Below are 16,557 nucleotides of genomic sequence, written 5' to 3' on the forward strand. Positions count from 1 at the left end.
GACTACTCGGCCACGGCGGCGGCGATGAGGGACTTCAGGGTGCCCTGCTGGATTTCGCCCAGGACCCGGGAGGCGACCCGGCCCTGCTTGTCCAGCACGAGGGTGGTGGGCACGGCGCCGGGCGGCACGAGTCCGGAGACGGCCAGCAGCACGGCGCCGTCCTTGTCATTGAAACTCGGGTACGTCAGGTTGAACGTCTTGTCGAACGCGTCGGCCGTGGCTTTCTCGTCGCGCAAATTGACCCCGAAGAACTGCACGCCCTTGGTCTTGAATTCCTGGTGCAGCGCCTCGAGGGAGGGCGCCTCGACCCGGCAGGGGGCGCAGGCGGCGAACCAGAAGTTCAGCACCGTGACTTTGCCGGGGAAGTCCGCCGACGTGACGGCTGTGCCGTCGAACAGCGTCCCCTTCAGCGCCACGGGACTCTTGCGGTCCGCTACGGCGAACTCGGTCACGGACCCGTCGCCGGCCACGTAGTTCTTGTTGTCCCCGGCCTTGGCCTGCTTGGCGAGGGCATCATCCTGGGCGCAGCCGGACAGCCCGAGCACTGCGGCCAGCGCGGCGCCGCCGACGGTCAGGACGCGGCGGCGGGACAGCGGAGTCCCTTCGGGGCGGTTCGTCGGCATCGTCAGGCTCCCGGGGTGCTGGCGGCACCAGGCAGGAGGGCGGCAGCGGGCTCGTTGTAGTCGACGCGCACCAGCTCGCCGGCGTCGTCGAACACCAGGGAGGTGAGGGACGTCAGCGTGCATTCGCGCTTGCGTGGGTCATGCCACAGCGGCCGGCCTTCGGCGCTGAGCCGCGTGGCCCAAATGGGCAGCTGGTGGCTGACCAGGATGGCTTCGGCCCCGTTGCCGCCCAGTTCGAGGGCACGGACGCGCGCGTCCTGGACGGCCGCGATGACCCGCGCAGCCTGCTCCTTGTACGGCTCACCCCAGGATGGCCGGAACGGGTTGTACAGCCGGGCCCAGTGCTTGGGCCGGAGCAGCTCCGCCTTGGAGACGTGGAGGCCCTCAAAGTAGTTGGCGGCTTCGATGATGCGGGCTTCGGTGGCAATCTCGAGGCCCAGGGCATCGGCAATCGGCTGGGCCGTCTCCTGCGCGCGGGTCAGCGGAGACGCGGCGAGGTGGACGATCCGGGCCCCTTGTTCGGAACGCTCCCTGAAGTGTTCGGCCAGCGTGCGGGCCATCTCCCGGCCGAGTTCGGAGAGGTGGAATTCCGGCAGCCTGCCGTACAGGACACCATCGGGATTGTGGACCTCGCCGTGGCGGAGCAAATGAACAGTGGCTTGGGGCATGTCTACCAGTTTCTCAAAGATGCCGGTCGATCTGAAATCTTCTACAGGAAGTAGAACTGAAGAGTTTGGAAAAATGTTCCCCGGAGTTGGAATAAAAGATGCAAATGCATGTTTATACTGGGTGAAGCAGTTAGTTGAGAGTTCAACCAATGAGGCTTCAACTAACGATCAGACGAACCACCGCAGTACCAACCCGACTCAAGGAGCATCACCATGGCACTTCCCGCAAACGTCACCACCGGCATCTGGACCCTCGACCCGTCGCACAGCGAGATCGGCTTCACCGTCCGCCACGCCGGCATCAGCAAGGTCCGCGGTCAGTTCACCGACGCCGCAGCCACCCTGGACCTGACCGAGAACGTCACCGACTCCAAGGTCAACGCCTCGATCAAGACCGCAAGCTTCGACTCCGGTGACGCCAACCGTGACGGCCACGTCCGCGGCGGAGACTTCTTCGACGTCGAGACGTTCCCGGAGATCTCCTTTGTCTCCAGCACCATCGTCCCCAAGGGCGACGCCTACGAGCTCCAGGGCGACCTCACCATCAAGGGCATCACCCGCCCCGTGGCCCTTGAGACCGAGTTCAACGGCGTGGCCGTCGATCCCTTCGGCAACACCCGCGCCGGCCTCAGCGCCGAAACCACCATCAGCCGCAAGGACTTCGGCCTGACCTGGAACGCGGTCCTCGACGCCGGCGGCGTGCTGGTCAGCGACAAGGTTGCCATCAACCTGGAACTGGCCTTCATCGCCCCCGCAGCGTAGCCAGTACCGCCGCGGGCCGGTCACTCCGTCCGGTCCCGGGCGGACGACGCCGGTCCGCCGGTTCCAGCGCCCTGCTTCATCTTCGCGATGAAGCAGGGCGCTGTTGTTTGTGCCGCTGCTGGGCGCCGCGACGGGCTTCGCGACTGGCCTGGGGATTCCCTAGATAACAGGGAAACGCCGGTCTACAGTGAGAGCCATGAGCAACCCGAGTGATGTACCGCCACAGCAGCCGGGCGCCCAGCCGCCGGCGTCGGGCAACGTCCCGCCAGCCGGCCCACAGCAGCCCCCAGTCAGCCCGTCGCCCACTCCCGGCTACCAGTCACCTCCGCCGGGGTACCAAGGTGAGCCCGGCTATCAGGCTCCCCCGCCGGGTTATCAGGCACCGCCGCCCGGGTATCAGGGTGAGCCCGGCTATCAGGCTCCCCCACCCGGGTACCAGGGCCAGCCGGCGCCGGCGGGTGGATTCCGCTTCGAGATGCCCACCGACCGTCCCAGGAACTTCAGCGATGCACTGCCTGTAGGCGGCCTCTCCGGCATGTTCAAGGTCGCTCCGATGCCCACCGAGCTGAAGGTCTCGTACTGGATCTGGCTTATCGGCGGACTGCTGGGACTCCTCGGTGGAATCATCGGGTTGTTCGGGTCCTTCGTCCTGATCGCCTTCGCGCCGCCGATCGGACTCGTGGTGCTGCTGCTCGTCATCGTGGCTCTTGCATTGGCAACCGCTCAAATCATCCTGGCCATGAAGATGAAGGAAGGCCGGGAGTGGGCCCGTTTCGCCCTCACCATTCTTGTCGGCATCTCCTTGGTGCTGACAGTCATCGGTGCCGGCGTCGCCGACGGCCGGGCGGGCGGAAACCTGCCGGGCTTCATCATCAGCCTGGTGGCTACCGTGCTTATGTGGCTGCCGAACGCCCAGGCCTGGTTTGTCGCCAACCGGGGCCGAATCTAGGCCATCCGCCGACGGGGAACCCCCCGGATCGTGGGGGCGACGGTGCATTCCCGCCGCGGCTGCACCGGCCTTCGAATAAGGGTTGAGAATACCTCTCCGGAATGATCCACACGGCGGCCGGGCCGCGGTACGGTTGAGCTAAACCATGCTGGGGGCAGGGCAGGATCACTGGTCCCGGTGGCCGATTCAGTGATCGACACGCAAAGGACCGCTTTCATGAGCAACCCGCCAGTCCAGCCCTCACCGCCCAACGGCTCCGAGCCGGGCGGGGAATCCACTCCGGGCTACGGCCAGAACGCCCCGCAGGCGCCGCAGCACGGCCAGCAGACACCGCCGGCGTACGGCCAGAACGCCCCGCAGACGCCGCAGCACGGCCAGCAGGCGCCACAGTACGGCCAGCAGACGCCGCCGGCGTACGGCCAGAACGCCCCGCAGACGCCGCAGCACGGCCAGCAGACGCCCCCGACCTACGGCCAGAACGCCCCGCAGGCGCCACAGTACGGCCAGCCCCCTTACGGCCAGTCCCCCTACGCCCAGTACCCGTCCGAACAGCCGCAGGCTCCAGGCGCGGTTCCCCAACTGGTCAACACTTCGTTCTGGCTGATCGTCGCAGCCGGAGCCCTGTGGGTCATCTCCATGCTGGTGTCACTGGGAACCCTGGACACGCCTGCCGTCAGGGACATGTTCGAGCAGCAGATGGCGACGAGCGGCACCAGGGTCGATTTCGAATCCATCAAGGGTTTCCTGATCGGCACAATCGTGGTGTTCGCCCTGATCAGCGCCGGGCTGTACGCCCTCGTCGCATTCAATATCCGCAAGGGCAAGAACTGGGCTCGAATTCTGGGCACCGTGTTCGCCGCTTTGTCGATCTTCAACATCTTCCCGCTCAGCCTCGCCACGCTCGCGGCGCTGGTCGGCATCGCGGCCATCGTGCTGCTTTACCTGCCGGCGGCCTCGCCGTACTTCCAGAAGCGGCAGACCTTTGCCAACCCTTACGGACAGCCCGGAGCCCCTTTCGGGAAGTAGCTTCGCCAAGCACCACCCAGCAGGGAACTGCCCAGCGGGCGCGGGACCCGGAGGGTACGGCCGATCCTAGTCGGCGTCCTCCGGGTCCTGCGCCCTTTGTGCGTGGTAGGCCAGAATCTGCAGTTCAGTTGCCATGTCGACCTTGCGGAGATTGACCCCCGGGGGGACCTGCAGCATCACCGGCGCGAAGCTGAGGATGCTCCGCACGCCGGCGGCAATCACCCGGTCGCAGACGCCCTGGGCCACCGCGGCGGGCAAGGCGAGGACCACCATGTTGGCCCCCGTCCGTTGCAGTACCGGCTCAAGGTCAGCGGCGTCGCTGACCCGCAGCCAGCCGACCTCGCTACCCACCACCATCTGGTCGGCGTCGAAAATCGCCACAATGTCAAAGCCCCGCGACTCGAATCCGCCGTACCGGGCCAGGGCCTTGCCCAGGTTGCCCGCACCGACGATCGCGACTTTCCAGTCATGCGTCAGCCCGAGCGCAGCCGCGATGTGTCGGTTAAGGTACTGGACCTCGTAACCGACACCGCGGGTTCCGTAGGAGCCGACATAGGAGAGGTCCTTGCGCAGCGTCGAGGAGCTAACTCCGGAGGCCTCGGCCAGCGACTCGGACGAGACCCGGTCAACCCCGTCAGCCAGCAGTGTGGTCAGGGCGCGCAGATAGATGGTCAGCCGGGCCACGGCCGCGGGTGGAATCTGTTTGGCGGCAGTCCCGGCTCCCCCGGGGACAGCCCCGGGAGATGAATCCAGCGAAGTCACTATCTGCTCCATTGCGTCGCGTTGTGCTTCCCACTCTAGAGCCCCGGCGCATCACGCAACAAAGCACCCCGCCGTCAGGACGGCTGGTCGAGGACCCGTTGCAGGGTCCGGGTCAGTCGGGCCTCGTCGATCTTCCAGAAATCCCGCTGGACCCCGTTGACCAGCACCACCGGGATCTCCTCGGCGAAGCGCTCACGCAGCCCGGCGTCGTCGTCCACCGATTTCTCCGACCAGTCGATGCCGAGCGCAGCGGTAACACGGGCGACGGCGGCGCGCGCGTCCGCGCACAGGTGGCAGTCAGCTTTGGTGATCAGTACGACATCGGGGAAGGACGCGGGTTTGGCCATGCATCCACCGTAGCCCGGCCGCCGCTTCGGCGTCGACGCGCGGCGCAGTCCGCCTGAGGCCGGGCCGTCCCGCCGTCGCGTCGCGCGCCGTGCGGGCGGTCCGGGGCCCGGTCATTGACTAGACTCGTGGCATGCCCGAGGAGAAATACGTCATTGTGGCCAGTGAGCCTGCTGCATCGATGCAGCACGGCGAGGCTGCGTTTTTCGACGTCGACAACACCCTCATGAAGGGCGCAAGCCTTTTCCATGTCGCCCGCAAGCTTCACCAGCGCGGCGCGTTCACCCTGCCGCAGGCCGCCGGGTTCGCTTGGAAGCAATTCATGTTCGTCCTGCGCGGCGAAAACATGGATGACGTCCACGCCGTCCGCGATTCCGCCCTGACGCTGGCCGCCGGCATCACAGCCAAGGACATCGAAGCTCTGGGCGAAGAGGTCTACGACGAGATGATTGAGTCGCGGATCTGGCCGGGGGCCAAGGCCCTGGCGGAGCAGCATCTCCGGGTGGGGCGCAAAGTTTGGCTCGTCACGGCGACGCCGATCGAGGTAGCCACCGTCATTGCCGCCCGGCTGGGCCTGACCGGGGCGCTGGGCACGGTGGGCGAGATTTTGGACGGCTCGTACACGGGGCGGCTCGTGGGAGAAATCCTCCACGGCCCGGCCAAAGCAGTCGCAGTCCAGCAAATTGCCGACGACCAAGGGCTGGACCTCAGCCGCTGCTGGGCCTACAGCGATTCCCACAACGACATCCCGCTGCTGAGCATGGTGGGGCACCCCGTTGCCATCAATCCCGACTCCAAGCTGCGCCGTTACGCCCGCGAGCACAACTGGCCGGTCTACGACTTCCGTGCCGGCCGGCGTGCCGCCACCCTGGGATTCAAGGCCGCGACGGTCGGCGGGGCCATCTACGGCCTGTGGCGGGGGTTCTCCCGCTTCCGCGGACCCAGCCGCTGATCCCCGCGGTTTTCCGCTGCGGTTTCGGTTCCGCGCCTTTGTTTCAGACCCGCGCGTCGCGGATCCGGGCCCGCCCGTGTCCGATTCCGCAGCCCGCGTCCAATCCGGCGCGAAATCTTCCCACCGGGCTGGAGCAAGAAAAATGCCCGCCGCCTGGAAGGCAACGGGCATTTCATGCATTTCGAAGTATGGCTACTTCTTATTGCGACGCTGGTGGCGCGTCTTGCGAAGCAGCTTGCGGTGCTTCTTCTTGGCCATACGCTTGCGACGCTTCTTAATAACTGAACCCACGAAAGTTCCTTACCGGCTAGATGCAGTACCTGCCTGTTGGGAAGGGTCCGCGGGCTAAGCAAGCAGACTGAAACAACTGACAGGTTCTTACAATGACGTAAAACGTTCCTTAACAGGGTACCGCCTCTGCGAGGCACCCCACGACCGCGGGACCCATGCGGGACCCAAAGCAGTCGATTCACGCTGTGAATGTTGCCGCTGGCTGTTCAGCCAGTTCCGGCGTGACCGTCGCTCCGGTCGACGACGGCACCCTTGAGGTACTGTTCGACGGCGTTTTCCGGCACGCGGTAGGAGCGGCCGAAGCGCACGGCCGGCATCTCCCCCGAATGCACCAGACGGTACACAGTCATCTTTGATACCCGCATAAGTTCCGCGACTTCGGCCACGGTCAAAAAACGGGCCTTGGAGAAGTTGGCCTCCGTAGACATTTCCCTATTCCTTTGCTCAAGCGAACGGCAGCCCCACCTGGTGACATGGCGGTGTGCCGATGCTGAGCCATCAAACAACCATGTGTTAGCAACACTAGTTGCTCATGGTGCCAATGTGAAAGACTTCCTCAGGAATCCCCACACGTTTTCCGCAGGAATCTCGAAAATCTCGCACTTCCCGCGCCCTCCTGTCCAACCCTCAGGCACGCGTCCGGCGCGTGCGGGCCGAGGCGGCCAGTTGGCCAAGTACCGACGCCGTCACATCCCAGTCCATGCAGGCATCCGTGACGCTCTGGCCGTAGACCAGCTCGTCCCGGCCGGCGGCTCCAGCGTTGCCTGCGGCTTTGCCTGCGGTTGTGACGGCGGCGTTGACCTCTAGGTTTTGCGCCCCGCCCACCAGGAAGCTCTCCAGCATGACGCCGGCGATGGCCCCGGCCGCGGCTCCGGGACTTTCCAGCTGGGCACCAATTTCGAGGGCGACCTCGGCCTGGCGGTGGTGGTTCTTGCCGCTGTTGGCGTGGCTGGCGTCGACGATCAGGCGGGGGTTCAGCTGCTTCGCGGCGAGTTTGGCGGAGGCCGCTTCAACGTCGGCGGCGGAGTAGTTGGGTCCCTTGCGTCCGCCGCGGAGGATGACGTGGGTGTCCGGGTTGCCGGCGGTGGCCACAAGCGCGGCCCTGCCGTCGTCGTCGATCCCGAGGAACGCCTGGGCCGCAGCGGCGGCGCTGCACGCATCCAGCGCCACCTGGAGGTCGCCGTCGGTCCCGTTCTTGAAGCCGATCGGCATGGACAGCCCGGAAGCCAGCTGGCGGTGGATCTGGCTCTCCGTGGTGCGGGCGCCGATCGCGCCCCAGGCGACCAGGTCCGCGACGTACTGGGGGCTGATGGGCTCAAGGAACTCGGTGGCGGTGGGCAGGCCGAGGGCCGTGACCTGGCGCAGGAAGGCCCGGGCCGCGCGCAGGCCCGCGGCGATGTCGTGGCTGCCGTCCAGCCGGGGGTCGTTGATCAGGCCCTTCCAGCCCACCGTGGTGCGCGGCTTTTCGAAGTACGTGCGCATGACGATCAGCAGGTCTTCGCGGTGCTTCTCGGCCTGGCTGACCAGCCGGCGGGCGTATTCCAGCCCCGCCTTGGGATCGTGGATGGAGCAGGGGCCCACGATGACGAGCAGCCGGTCGTCGACACCGTCCATGATGGCCCGGACCTCGTCCCGGCCCCGTCCAACTACCTCGGCCAGGCGGGGCTCCAGCGGCAGTTCCGCCATGAGGTCCTGCGGGGTGGGCAGCGGGGTGAACTCGCTGACGCGCAGGTTCGAGGTGGAGTGCTGGGTGCCGGGGGCTGCTTCGATGCTCATGTTCGGGTCCTGTTCCGGATGCGGAGCGGGCCCTGATCAGAACCCGCCGGAGAAATGGCGAAGGGCAGAGAATGATCTCTGCCCTGTTGGCTCTGAAGGAAAGTTGGATGCGTGTCAGTTAGACGCGGGCCCCTCCAGAGCCAACGAAAAATACGCATACCAACGGTTAGTCATAGCGTCGACCATAGCCCCGGAGCCGCGGCCGGGGCAAACACCGGGCGTAACAATTCGCCGGACCCGTCGCCCCGGGACGCCGAGAGTGCAGTTCGCGGCAGTGTGCCGCGCCAACACTGCCGCGAAGTGTCATTTCGGCGCACACCGGCACCACCTAGAGTGTGAGGGAACCCCAGCACGAGCATCCGACCCACTATGGAGACAGCCATGACGCAGACCGTTCCGCCCGGCAACCCCGAGGCTCCGATCACTCCCGGGGCCACTTCCACGGACCCCGGTGCCTCCTCGTCCGGGCAAGGCGCAGCGGCGGCGGCCGCCCGTGGGCTTCCTGCCGCGTTGAAGCGCCGTGTGCCCAAATACGCCGACCTCGCTCCCCTGATGCAGTTCAAGAAGCCGGAGTTCAGCCGGGCCGCCAGGCTGCGCCGTGCCAGCACCATCTGGGACCTGCGGGACATGGCCAAGCGCCGCACGCCCCAGGCACCGTTCGACTACACCGACGGCGCCGCCGAGGCCGAAATCTCCCTCCGCCGCGCACGCCAGGCGTTCCTGGACATCGAGTTCCGGCCCGGGGTCCTGCGTGACGTCTCCAGCATCGACCTCAGCACCGACATCCTAGGCGGGCCTTCCCGCCTGCCGGTCGGGATCGCGCCGACAGGATTCACCCGGATGATGCAGTCCGAGGGCGAATACGCCGGCTCCCAGGCCGCCGAAGCCGCCGGCATTCCATACACGCTCTCCACCATGGGCACGGCGTCCCTCGAGGACGTGGCCGCCGCCGCACCCACGGGCCGCAACTGGTTCCAGCTGTACCTGTGGACGGACCGGGACCGGTCGCTGGAACTGATCCAGCGTGCCGCCGCGGCGGGCAACGACACCCTGATGGTCACGGTGGACACCGCCGTCGCCGGCGCCAGGCTCCGCGACGTCCGCAACGGCATGACCATCCCGCCCGCCCTGACGCTCAAGACCGTGCTCGATGCGTCCTACCGGCCCGCGTGGTGGTTCAACTTCCTCACCCACGAGCCGCTGACTTTCGCGTCGCTGTCCCGGTACACGGGCACGGTCGCGGACCTGATCAACTCCATGTTCGACCCCACCCTGACCTACGCCGACCTCGACTGGCTGCGCGAGACCTGGAAGGGCAAGCTCGTGGTCAAGGGCATCCAGACGGTCGACGACGCCCGCAAGGTGGTGGACCACGGCGCGGACGGGATTGTGCTCTCCAACCACGGCGGCCGCCAGCTGGACCGGGCGCCGATCCCGTTCCACCTGCTCCCCGAGGTCGCTGCCGCGCTGAAGGCGGACCGCAGCGAGGCCGCGATCATCCTGGACACCGGCATCATGAGCGGCGCGGACATCATCGCCGCCCTCGCCCTCGGCGCCGACTTCACGCTGATCGGCCGCGCCTACCTGTACGGGCTTATGGCCGGCGGACGGGCCGGGGTGGACCGCGCCCTCCAAATCCTGGAGAAGGACATGGAACGCACCATGGCCCTGCTGGGCGTCAGCCGGATCGCGGACCTCACCCCGGACCACGTGCGGATCCTCCGGCAGTAGCCCGTCCGACATATGCCCGCGGAAATGACTGTGGCGGCAGTGTCTGTCGAAGAACACTGCCGCCACCGCTGTCCCGGCACACGGGCAACCGGAAGATCAGACCTAGATGAGGCCCTGGGCGAGCATCGCGTCGGCTACCTTCACGAAGCCGCCGATGTTCGCGCCCAGCACGTAGTTCCCAGGGTCCCCGTACTCGTCCGCGGTGGCCGCGCAGCGGTCGTGGATTCCGACCATGATCTCCGTGAGGCGTTCCTCGGTGTGCGCGAACGACCAGGAGTCGCGGCTGGCGTTCTGCTGCATTTCCAGTGCGGACGTCGTCACGCCTCCCGCGTTGGCGGCCTTGCCCGGGCCGAACAGGATGCCGGCTTCCTGGAAGACCGCGACGGCGTCACGCGTCGAGGGCATGTTGGCGCCCTCGCCCACCGCCAGCAGGCCGTTGCGGACCAGCCGGGCAGCGGCGTCGCCGTCGAGTTCGTTCTGCGTGGCGCACGGCAGCGCGACCGTCGCGTCGACGTCCCAGACTGAGCCGCCCTCCACGTAGGAGACGGCGGAGCGCCGGGCTTCGTAGTCCTTGAGCCGTCCGCGCTCGACCTCCTTGATCTGGCGCAGCAGCGCGACGTCGATCCCGGCCTCGTCCACGATGTAGCCGGAGGAATCGGAGCAGGCCACAACGGTGGCGCCGAGCGCTTGGGCCTTGGCGATCGCGTTGATGGCGACATTGCCGGAGCCGGAGACCACCACGCGCTGGCCGTCGAAGGACTGGCCGCGGGTCTTGAGCATTTCTTCGGCAAAGATCACGGTGCCGTAGCCCGTGGCTTCGGGCCTCACCAGCGAACCGCCCCAGGAGATGCCTTTGCCGGTGAGGACGCCGGATTCGTAGCGGTTGGTGATCCGCTTGTACTGTCCGAAGAGGTAGCCGATTTCGCGGCCGCCGACTCCGATGTCCCCGGCAGGGACGTCCGTGTACTCGCCGATGTGGCGGTACAGCTCCGTCATGAAGGACTGGCAGAAGCGCATGATTTCGGCGTCCGAGCGTCCGCGGGGGTCGAAGTCGGAGCCGCCCTTGCCGCCGCCGATCGGCATGCCGGTCAGGGCATTCTTGAAGATCTGCTCGAAGCCGAGGAACTTAATGATGCCAAGGTTTACCGAGGGGTGGAATCGCAGGCCACCCTTGTAGGGGCCCAGCGCTGAATTGAACTCCACCCGGAAGCCGCGGTTGATCYGGAAGCTGCCGGCGTCGTCCGTCCACGGCACGCGGAAGATGATCTGCCGTTCGGGCTCACAGAGCCGCTCGAGGACGGCCCCTTCAAGGAACTCCGGGTGGCGGTCGTGCACCGGTCCGAGGCTTTCGAAGACCTCGATGACTGCCTGGTGGAACTCCCTTTCGCCGGGATTCCGTGCCAGCACCGTGTCCCGGATGGCTTCAAGCCGTGCGTCCATTGCAACTCCCTCAACCTTGGCGCCCTTCTGCGGGCGCAACAATCCAGCCTTTCCATGGTTGCACTGGGCCGGAAAGGATTTCTATTTGAGGACCTGAGGGCGCCCCCTGTGACAAAAACGGGGTGGCGCAGGACACAAACGACCCGGGTTACTTCTTGCGGCCGAACTTGGGCAGGTTGGCCAGGAGGTCGGCGGCCCTGGTGGCGGCCCGGCCCACGGTCCGCCCGATCTGCTGGGGCCTCTTGTCCTCCCCTGCCGTTCCCACCGGGATGACGACGGCGGGGCTCAGCGGGCTGCCGGCAGGACGGGCCGCCAGTGCTGCGGCGGGCTGCGCGGCGACCGGCTGCGGGACGGCCGCTGCGGCCAGGCCATCCGGGACGGCGGCAGGACTGGGTTCGGGGTGGAGGGGCGCGGCGGCGTCCGCTGTCGCAGCGGGGCCGACGTCGAACGCCTGGAGCCAGCTGGCGATCCCGGCGAGCGGTTTGGGGTTGAGCGTGTAGTACCGCTTCTGGCCCTGGGCGCGCATGCTCACCAGGTCCGCTTCGCGGAGGACTTTGAGATGTTTGGAAATGGTGGGCTGGCTTGCTTCAAGTTCCTGGACCAGTTCCCCCACCGCTTTGTCCCCCTTGCGGAGGGCTATCAGAATGTCACGCCTGGTTGCCTCAGCAATGACGGCAAATACGTCGTCTGTCACCATGTCCTCCACACTAGCGACATATACGCCAGATGGCATCCACGAATTGCTTCCCTGGCACCGGGCCCCAACCGGGGCCTCCACCCGGGCCCGGGCCTAGTCGAACCAGGGGTCCAGTCCGTGCAGGGGAAACACTTCCTTGCGGGTGGCCATGACGCTGCGGTCCACCTCGTCGTTGGGGTCGAAACCGACTTCCCAGGACCGCCACCAGAGGTCGACGTCGTCGCCCATCGCCTCGGGGGGCTCTACACCGAACTTGGCCCCGTACTTGTCTTTGACATAGTTTCGCCAGTCCTCCGGAACCGGGGTGCGCAGCGGTACCGGGCGGCCGGCCGCGATGGCTATGAGGTGGCTCCACGACCGCGGCACCACGCTGACGACGTTGTAGCCGCCGCCGCCTGTGGAAATCCACCGGTTGTCGCAGTAGCGCGCGGCGAGGTTGCCGATGGCCGTTGCGGCCTCGCGCTGGCCGTCGACGCTGATGTTCAGGTGGGCGAGCGGGTCAAGCCGGTGCGAGTCGCAGCCGTGCTGGCTGACGATGACTTCCGGCTCGAACGCGCCAATGAGCTGGGGCACGACGGCGTGGAAGGCCCGCAGCCACCCCGCGTCCGCGGTGCCGGCCGGGAGGGCGACGTTCACCGCGCTGCCTTGCGCGTTCGGCCCACCGATCTCGTTGGCAAACCCGGTGCCCGGGAAGAGGGTCAGCCCGGACTCGTGCAGCGAAATAGTCAGCACGCGCGGATCGTCCCAGAAGATGCTCTGCGTGCCGTCGCCGTGGTGCGCATCGACGTCGACGTAGGCCACGCGCTGGACGCCGCCGTCGAGCAGCCGCTGGACCGCGAGGGCGGCGTCGTTATAGATGCAAAAACCGCTCGCACGGTCCCTGGAGGCGTGGTGCATCCCGCCGCCGAAGTTCACGGCCCGCACCGCGCTGCCGTCCAGGACGGCAGCGGCGGCCAGCAGGGAGCCGCCGGCAAGCCGGGCGCTGGCTTCGTGCATGCCGGCAAAGGCCGGATCATCCTCGGTTCCCAGGCCCCTGGCGTGGTCGGGGGTGTCCGGGTTTTCGCTCACACGCCGCACGGCGGCCACAAACTCCGGGCTGTGGACCGCGCACAGCTCCGCGTCGGCGGCGACGTCCGGTGCCGCCACCGTGACGTGGTCCAGATCCAGCAGTCCCAGGCTGCCGGCCAGCTTCGCTGTGAGCTCCATGCGCTCCGGCGCCATCGGGTGGGAGTGGCCAAAGTTGTAGGCGGTCATGGCAGGAGCCCACACTACCGTCGTCGGCAGCGCGGTCTGAGTGAGTCCGGGCAGGAATGTCATCAATCACAGGCTACCGGAGCGGTCCCCGGCTTCCCGCGCGTGTACGGGTGCTCCCCCGGCCATTACGGGACTTTAGTGGTTTACTACTTGGGGAAGCAGTTTCAACCGAGGAAAAACATGACGCAAAGCCAGTCGAGGTCCAAGAGCCCCGCCAGCTGGCAGCCAGGTATGCCGGAGCGGGAAGGCCTGTGGATCTTCACACGCCTGCGCGACTTCATTGACAGCATCGCAAACAGCTCGCCGGCCCGCCTGGCGCTTACGGCGTTCGGCGTCGTAATCCTGGTCTTCACCGCTTTGCTCTCGCTGCCCTTAGCTTCCGCGACAGGACAGGTCACACCGCTGCATCAGGCGTTCTTCACTGCGGCGTCCGCTGTCTGCGTCACGGGCCTGACCGTGGTCTCCACGGCTGTGCACTGGTCCTTCTTCGGCCAGCTCGTGATTCTGTTCGGCATTTTCGTGGGCGGCTTGGGCACCTTGACCCTCGCGTCGCTGCTGGCGCTCATGGTCAGCAAGAGACTCGGTGTCCGCGGCAAGCTGATCGCCCAGGAGGCCATGAATGCAGGCCGGCTCGGCGAAGTCGGTACGCTGCTGCGGATCGTGATCGTGACCTCCGTGGTGATCGAGGGCGCCCTGGCGCTGGCTCTTATCCCCCGCTTCCTGATCCTCGGGGAGAGCTTCCCGCAATCTGTGTGGCACGGCATCTTCTACGCCATTTCGGCTTTCAACAACGCCGGCTTCACGCCGCATTCGGACGGGATCGTCCCGTACGAAACCGATCTCTGGATCCTCGTCCCGCTCATGCTCGGGGTGTTCCTGGGCAGCCTGGGTTTCCCCGTGGTCATGGTGCTGCACCAGAACGGGCTGCGGTGGAAGAAATGGAACCTGCACACCAAGCTGACCATCCAGGTGTCCTTCATCCTCCTCGCCGCCGGTACGGTCCTCTGGGGCTTCCTGGAGTGGGACAACCTGCGCACCATCGGGGACATGGACCTCGGCGACAAGATCACGCATGCGCTGTTTGCCTCAGTCATGCTGCGCTCGGGCGGGTTCAACCTTGTGGACCAGAACCACATGGAGTCGACCACCATGCTGCTCTCCGATGCCCTCATGTTCGCCGGCGGCGGATCCGCCTCCACGGCCGGCGGCATCAAGGTCACGACCATCGCCGTGATGTTCCTGGCGATCGCCGCCGAGGCCCGCGGCGACGCGGACGTGAAGATCTATGGCCGCACCATCCCTGAGGGCACCATGCGCGTGGCCATTTCGGTGATCGTCGCCGGCGCCACCCTCGTCTCTGTCTCGGCCCTCCTGCTCCTGCACATCAGCCATGCCTCCCTTGACCGGGTCCTGTTTGAAACCATTTCCGCCTTCGCCACGGTGGGCCTAAGCACCAACCTCAGTGCAGAGTTGCCGCCGGAGGGGGTTTACGTCCTCGCTTTGCTCATGTTTGCCGGGCGCGTCGGGACGGTCACCCTTGCCGCCGGCCTGGCCCTGCGCCAGCGCAGCCAGCTGTACCACTACCCGGAAGAGAGACCGATCATTGGCTAGTTCCTCAGGCGCCGTCAACCGCCCCGCCCACAACGCCCCCGTGCTGGTGATCGGGCTGGGCCGTTTTGGCGCATCCACCGCAGAGCAGCTGGTCAAGCAGGGCCGGGAGGTCCTGGCCATTGAGCGCGACCGCACCCTCGTCCAGAAGTGGGCGAGTGTCCTGACGCACGTCGTGGAAGCCGACGCCACCAACATCGATGCCCTCCGCCAGCTCGGGGCCCAGGAATTCAGTTCCGCCGTCGTGGGCGTGGGCACCTCGATCGAATCCTCGGTGCTGATCACGGTGAACCTCGTGGACCTCGGAATCGAACACCTCTGGGTCAAGGCGATCACGCCCTCGCACGGCAAGATCCTGACCCGGATCGGCGCCAACCACGTCATCTACCCGGAGGCGGACGCGGGCGTCCGCGCCGCGCACCTGGTCTCCGGGCGGATGCTGGACTTCATCGAGTTCGACGACGACTTCGCGATCGTCAAGATGTACCCGCCACGGGAGACCGTGGGCTTCACCCTGGACGAGTCCAAGGTCCGCTCCAAGTACGGTGTCACGATTGTGGGCGTGAAGTCCCCGGGTGAGGACTTCACGTACGCGCGGCCGGAAACCAAGGTTTCCTCGCGGGACATGCTCATCGTTTCGGGCCACGTGGACCTGCTCGAACGGTTCGCCGCACGTCCCTAGGCCACAACCGGCGCCCACAGGTGCCCGGAGCCACCACGGTGGCCCTGGTGCCCGCCGGAAGCGCGTGTACGACCGGGCAGGCTCAGGCGAGCTGCCGGGTGATTTCGGCCGCGCGCGCAGCGGCCGCGCGGGCGCCGTCAGCGATGATGGCCGGCAGTCCTCGCTCGTCAAACGTGGCAATGGCCCGTTCCGTGGTGCCGTTCGGGCTCGTGACCGCCTTGCGCAGCGCGGAAGGATCCGCGCCGGGCTCGGCCAGCATGAAGCCCGCCCCGGCGACGGTCTCGCGAGCCAGCAACAGGGACAGCTCCGGATCCAGGCCCAGTTGCGCGCCGGCCTCTGCCATGGCCTCAGCCAGGTAGAAGGCGTAGGCCGGGCCCGAGCCGCTGATCGCGGACAGGGCGTCCACCTGGTCTTCGGGGATCTCCACCACCGTGCCGGCGGCTGCGAGGATGTCCTTGGCGCGCTGGAGCTGCCCGGCGGAGCAGTTGGTCCCGGGAGAGACGGAGACGACGCCGCGGCCCAGCTTCGCCGGCGTGTTCGGCATTGTGCGGATGACGGGCTGGCCGGCCGGCAGCGCCGCCTCCAGCTGCGCCAGGGACACGGCGGCCGCGACGCTGATGACGATCGTGTCCGGTGAAAGGGACTCACTGATTTCCCGCGCCAGATCGGCGATGCCCGCGGGCTTGACGCCAAGGATGACGACGCCGGAGCCGGTGGCGGCCTGCTTGTTGTTGTCGGGCTCCTCTTCGCCCGCGATGGCCGTGATCCCGTGGTGGCGTTGGGCCAGTTCGGCCGCGCGCTCGGCCCGGCGGACGGTAGCGACGATATCGGCCGGGTCGACACCGCCGTCGATCAGCCCACCCAGAATTGCCTCGTTCATTGACCCACAGCCCAGGAATGCGATTCGGTTGCTCATGTCCCCATCATTGCAGTCGGACGTGATTCCCAGCCAGCTCACACCTTTACCGCAGTCATTGCACAACTTCGGGCC

General features: G+C 66.9%; 18 protein-coding genes. 7 read left to right on the plus strand and 11 right to left on the minus strand.

Annotated elements, in window-relative coordinates:
* Positions 1–2: 2 nt before the first annotated feature.
* Together AC1D2F_RS19265 and AC1D2F_RS19270 are read right to left on the minus strand one after the other, a co-directional pair.
* Positions 3–623 carry a TlpA family protein disulfide reductase gene (locus AC1D2F_RS19265; RefSeq protein WP_229993736.1) on the minus strand — a complete coding sequence of 207 codons (621 nt, stop codon included), beginning with the start codon at positions 621–623 and terminating at the stop codon, positions 3–5.
* A gap of 2 nt (positions 624–625) precedes the next feature.
* Positions 626–1,291: a histidine phosphatase family protein gene (locus AC1D2F_RS19270; RefSeq protein ID WP_476967499.1), complete on the minus strand. Its 666-nt coding sequence runs from the start codon at positions 1,289–1,291 to the stop codon at positions 626–628.
* Positions 1,292–1,504: 213 nt separating this feature from the next.
* On the opposite strand from AC1D2F_RS19270, the gene AC1D2F_RS19275 reads away from it, so the two are divergent.
* The 3 genes from AC1D2F_RS19275 (at position 1,505) to AC1D2F_RS19285 (ending at position 4,028) form a co-directional block, all read left to right on the plus strand.
* Positions 1,505–2,053, plus strand: coding sequence for a YceI family protein (locus AC1D2F_RS19275; protein ID WP_476967500.1), 549 nt, complete (start codon positions 1,505–1,507; stop codon positions 2,051–2,053).
* 475 nt (positions 2,054–2,528) lie between these two features.
* Positions 2,529–3,002 (plus strand): hypothetical protein, encoded by a 474-nt coding sequence (locus AC1D2F_RS19280; RefSeq protein WP_476967501.1) that lies wholly within the window; start codon positions 2,529–2,531, stop codon positions 3,000–3,002.
* 216 nt (positions 3,003–3,218) lie between these two features.
* A complete protein-coding gene (locus tag AC1D2F_RS19285) occupies positions 3,219–4,028 on the plus strand; it encodes a Yip1 family protein (protein ID WP_476967502.1) in 810 nt (269 codons plus the stop codon).
* Between the two features lie 66 nt (positions 4,029–4,094).
* Here AC1D2F_RS19285 and AC1D2F_RS19290 read toward each other — a convergent pair whose 3' ends face one another.
* Both AC1D2F_RS19290 and AC1D2F_RS19295 read right to left on the minus strand, forming a co-directional pair.
* Positions 4,095–4,790, minus strand: a complete 696-nt coding sequence (locus AC1D2F_RS19290; RefSeq protein ID WP_229993730.1) for a redox-sensing transcriptional repressor Rex — start codon at positions 4,788–4,790, stop codon at positions 4,095–4,097.
* A gap of 74 nt (positions 4,791–4,864) precedes the next feature.
* A complete protein-coding gene (locus AC1D2F_RS19295) occupies positions 4,865–5,137 on the minus strand; it encodes a glutaredoxin family protein (RefSeq protein ID WP_229993729.1) in 273 nt (90 codons plus the stop codon).
* Positions 5,138–5,268: 131 nt separating this feature from the next.
* Between AC1D2F_RS19295 and AC1D2F_RS19300 the strand changes: the two genes are divergently transcribed.
* Entirely contained in the window at positions 5,269–6,087 is an 819-nt protein-coding gene (locus AC1D2F_RS19300) for an HAD family hydrolase (RefSeq protein ID WP_229993728.1), read from the plus strand.
* Positions 6,088–6,279: 192 nt separating this feature from the next.
* On the opposite strand, the gene AC1D2F_RS19305 is transcribed toward AC1D2F_RS19300, so the two are convergent.
* The 3 genes from AC1D2F_RS19305 to AC1D2F_RS19315 form a co-directional block, all read right to left on the minus strand.
* Positions 6,280–6,378: a 30S ribosomal protein bS22 gene (locus tag AC1D2F_RS19305; RefSeq protein WP_003792170.1), complete on the minus strand. Its 99-nt coding sequence runs from the start codon at positions 6,376–6,378 to the stop codon at positions 6,280–6,282.
* A gap of 206 nt (positions 6,379–6,584) precedes the next feature.
* Positions 6,585–6,806: a helix-turn-helix domain-containing protein gene (locus AC1D2F_RS19310; protein ID WP_090574680.1), complete on the minus strand. Its 222-nt coding sequence runs from the start codon at positions 6,804–6,806 to the stop codon at positions 6,585–6,587.
* Positions 6,807–7,005: 199 nt separating this feature from the next.
* Positions 7,006–8,154, minus strand: coding sequence for a 3-deoxy-7-phosphoheptulonate synthase (locus AC1D2F_RS19315; protein ID WP_229993727.1), 1,149 nt, complete (start codon positions 8,152–8,154; stop codon positions 7,006–7,008).
* A 381-nt stretch (positions 8,155–8,535) separates the two neighbouring features.
* Between AC1D2F_RS19315 and AC1D2F_RS19320 the strand changes: the two genes are divergently transcribed.
* Complete coding sequence (locus tag AC1D2F_RS19320; protein WP_290369357.1) at positions 8,536–9,885, plus strand: alpha-hydroxy acid oxidase; 1,350 nt, start codon at positions 8,536–8,538, stop codon at positions 9,883–9,885.
* A 102-nt stretch (positions 9,886–9,987) separates the two neighbouring features.
* Here AC1D2F_RS19320 and gdhA read toward each other — a convergent pair whose 3' ends face one another.
* From gdhA to AC1D2F_RS19335, 3 genes are all read right to left on the minus strand, one after another.
* On the minus strand, positions 9,988–11,325 hold the full coding sequence (gene gdhA, locus AC1D2F_RS19325) for an NADP-specific glutamate dehydrogenase (protein WP_476967503.1): 1,338 nt from the start codon (positions 11,323–11,325) through the stop codon (positions 9,988–9,990).
* A 148-nt stretch (positions 11,326–11,473) separates the two neighbouring features.
* Positions 11,474–12,022 carry an ArsR/SmtB family transcription factor gene (locus tag AC1D2F_RS19330; RefSeq protein ID WP_476967504.1) on the minus strand — a complete coding sequence of 183 codons (549 nt, stop codon included), beginning with the start codon at positions 12,020–12,022 and terminating at the stop codon, positions 11,474–11,476.
* A gap of 93 nt (positions 12,023–12,115) precedes the next feature.
* Positions 12,116–13,339, minus strand: a complete 1,224-nt coding sequence (locus AC1D2F_RS19335; protein WP_476967505.1) for an acetoin utilization protein AcuC — start codon at positions 13,337–13,339, stop codon at positions 12,116–12,118.
* 117 nt (positions 13,340–13,456) lie between these two features.
* Here AC1D2F_RS19335 and AC1D2F_RS19340 point away from each other — a divergent pair, with 117 nt between their 5' ends.
* Together AC1D2F_RS19340 and AC1D2F_RS19345 are read left to right on the plus strand one after the other, a co-directional pair.
* Positions 13,457–14,887 (plus strand): TrkH family potassium uptake protein, encoded by a 1,431-nt coding sequence (locus AC1D2F_RS19340; RefSeq protein ID WP_229993723.1) that lies wholly within the window; start codon positions 13,457–13,459, stop codon positions 14,885–14,887.
* Positions 14,888–14,927: 40 nt separating this feature from the next.
* Positions 14,928–15,566, plus strand: a complete 639-nt coding sequence (locus AC1D2F_RS19345; protein WP_026266712.1) for a potassium channel family protein — start codon at positions 14,928–14,930, stop codon at positions 15,564–15,566.
* A gap of 82 nt (positions 15,567–15,648) precedes the next feature.
* On the opposite strand, the gene proC is transcribed toward AC1D2F_RS19345, so the two are convergent.
* Positions 15,649–16,482, minus strand: a complete 834-nt coding sequence (gene proC, locus AC1D2F_RS19350) for a pyrroline-5-carboxylate reductase (protein WP_229993722.1) — start codon at positions 16,480–16,482, stop codon at positions 15,649–15,651.
* Positions 16,483–16,557 lie beyond the last annotated feature (75 nt).

It is taken from the genome of Arthrobacter sp. P1_B3, from assembly GCF_056406615.1.

Excerpts from the sequence above, each read along its gene's own strand:
- AC1D2F_RS19265 (WP_229993736.1), bottom strand. The coding sequence starts at position 623 with ATGCCGACGAACCGCCCCGAAGGGACTCCGCTGTCCCGCCGCCGCGTC.
- AC1D2F_RS19270 (WP_476967499.1), bottom strand. The coding sequence starts at position 1,291 with ATGCCCCAAGCCACTGTTCATTTGCTCCGCCACGGCGAGGTCCACAAT.
- AC1D2F_RS19275 (WP_476967500.1), top strand. The coding sequence starts at position 1,505 with ATGGCACTTCCCGCAAACGTCACCACCGGCATCTGGACCCTCGACCCG.
- AC1D2F_RS19280 (WP_476967501.1), top strand. The coding sequence starts at position 2,529 with ATGCCCACCGACCGTCCCAGGAACTTCAGCGATGCACTGCCTGTAGGC.
- AC1D2F_RS19285 (WP_476967502.1), top strand. The coding sequence starts at position 3,219 with ATGAGCAACCCGCCAGTCCAGCCCTCACCGCCCAACGGCTCCGAGCCG.
- AC1D2F_RS19295 (WP_229993729.1), bottom strand. The coding sequence starts at position 5,137 with ATGGCCAAACCCGCGTCCTTCCCCGATGTCGTACTGATCACCAAAGCT.
- AC1D2F_RS19300 (WP_229993728.1), top strand. The coding sequence starts at position 5,269 with ATGCCCGAGGAGAAATACGTCATTGTGGCCAGTGAGCCTGCTGCATCG.
- AC1D2F_RS19310 (WP_090574680.1), bottom strand. The coding sequence starts at position 6,806 with ATGTCTACGGAGGCCAACTTCTCCAAGGCCCGTTTTTTGACCGTGGCC.
- AC1D2F_RS19315 (WP_229993727.1), bottom strand. The coding sequence starts at position 8,154 with ATGAGCATCGAAGCAGCCCCCGGCACCCAGCACTCCACCTCGAACCTG.
- AC1D2F_RS19320 (WP_290369357.1), top strand. The coding sequence starts at position 8,536 with ATGACGCAGACCGTTCCGCCCGGCAACCCCGAGGCTCCGATCACTCCC.
- AC1D2F_RS19330 (WP_476967504.1), bottom strand. The coding sequence starts at position 12,022 with ATGGTGACAGACGACGTATTTGCCGTCATTGCTGAGGCAACCAGGCGT.
- AC1D2F_RS19335 (WP_476967505.1), bottom strand. The coding sequence starts at position 13,339 with ATGACATTCCTGCCCGGACTCACTCAGACCGCGCTGCCGACGACGGTA.
- AC1D2F_RS19340 (WP_229993723.1), top strand. The coding sequence starts at position 13,457 with ATGACGCAAAGCCAGTCGAGGTCCAAGAGCCCCGCCAGCTGGCAGCCA.
- proC (WP_229993722.1), bottom strand. The coding sequence starts at position 16,482 with ATGAGCAACCGAATCGCATTCCTGGGCTGTGGGTCAATGAACGAGGCA.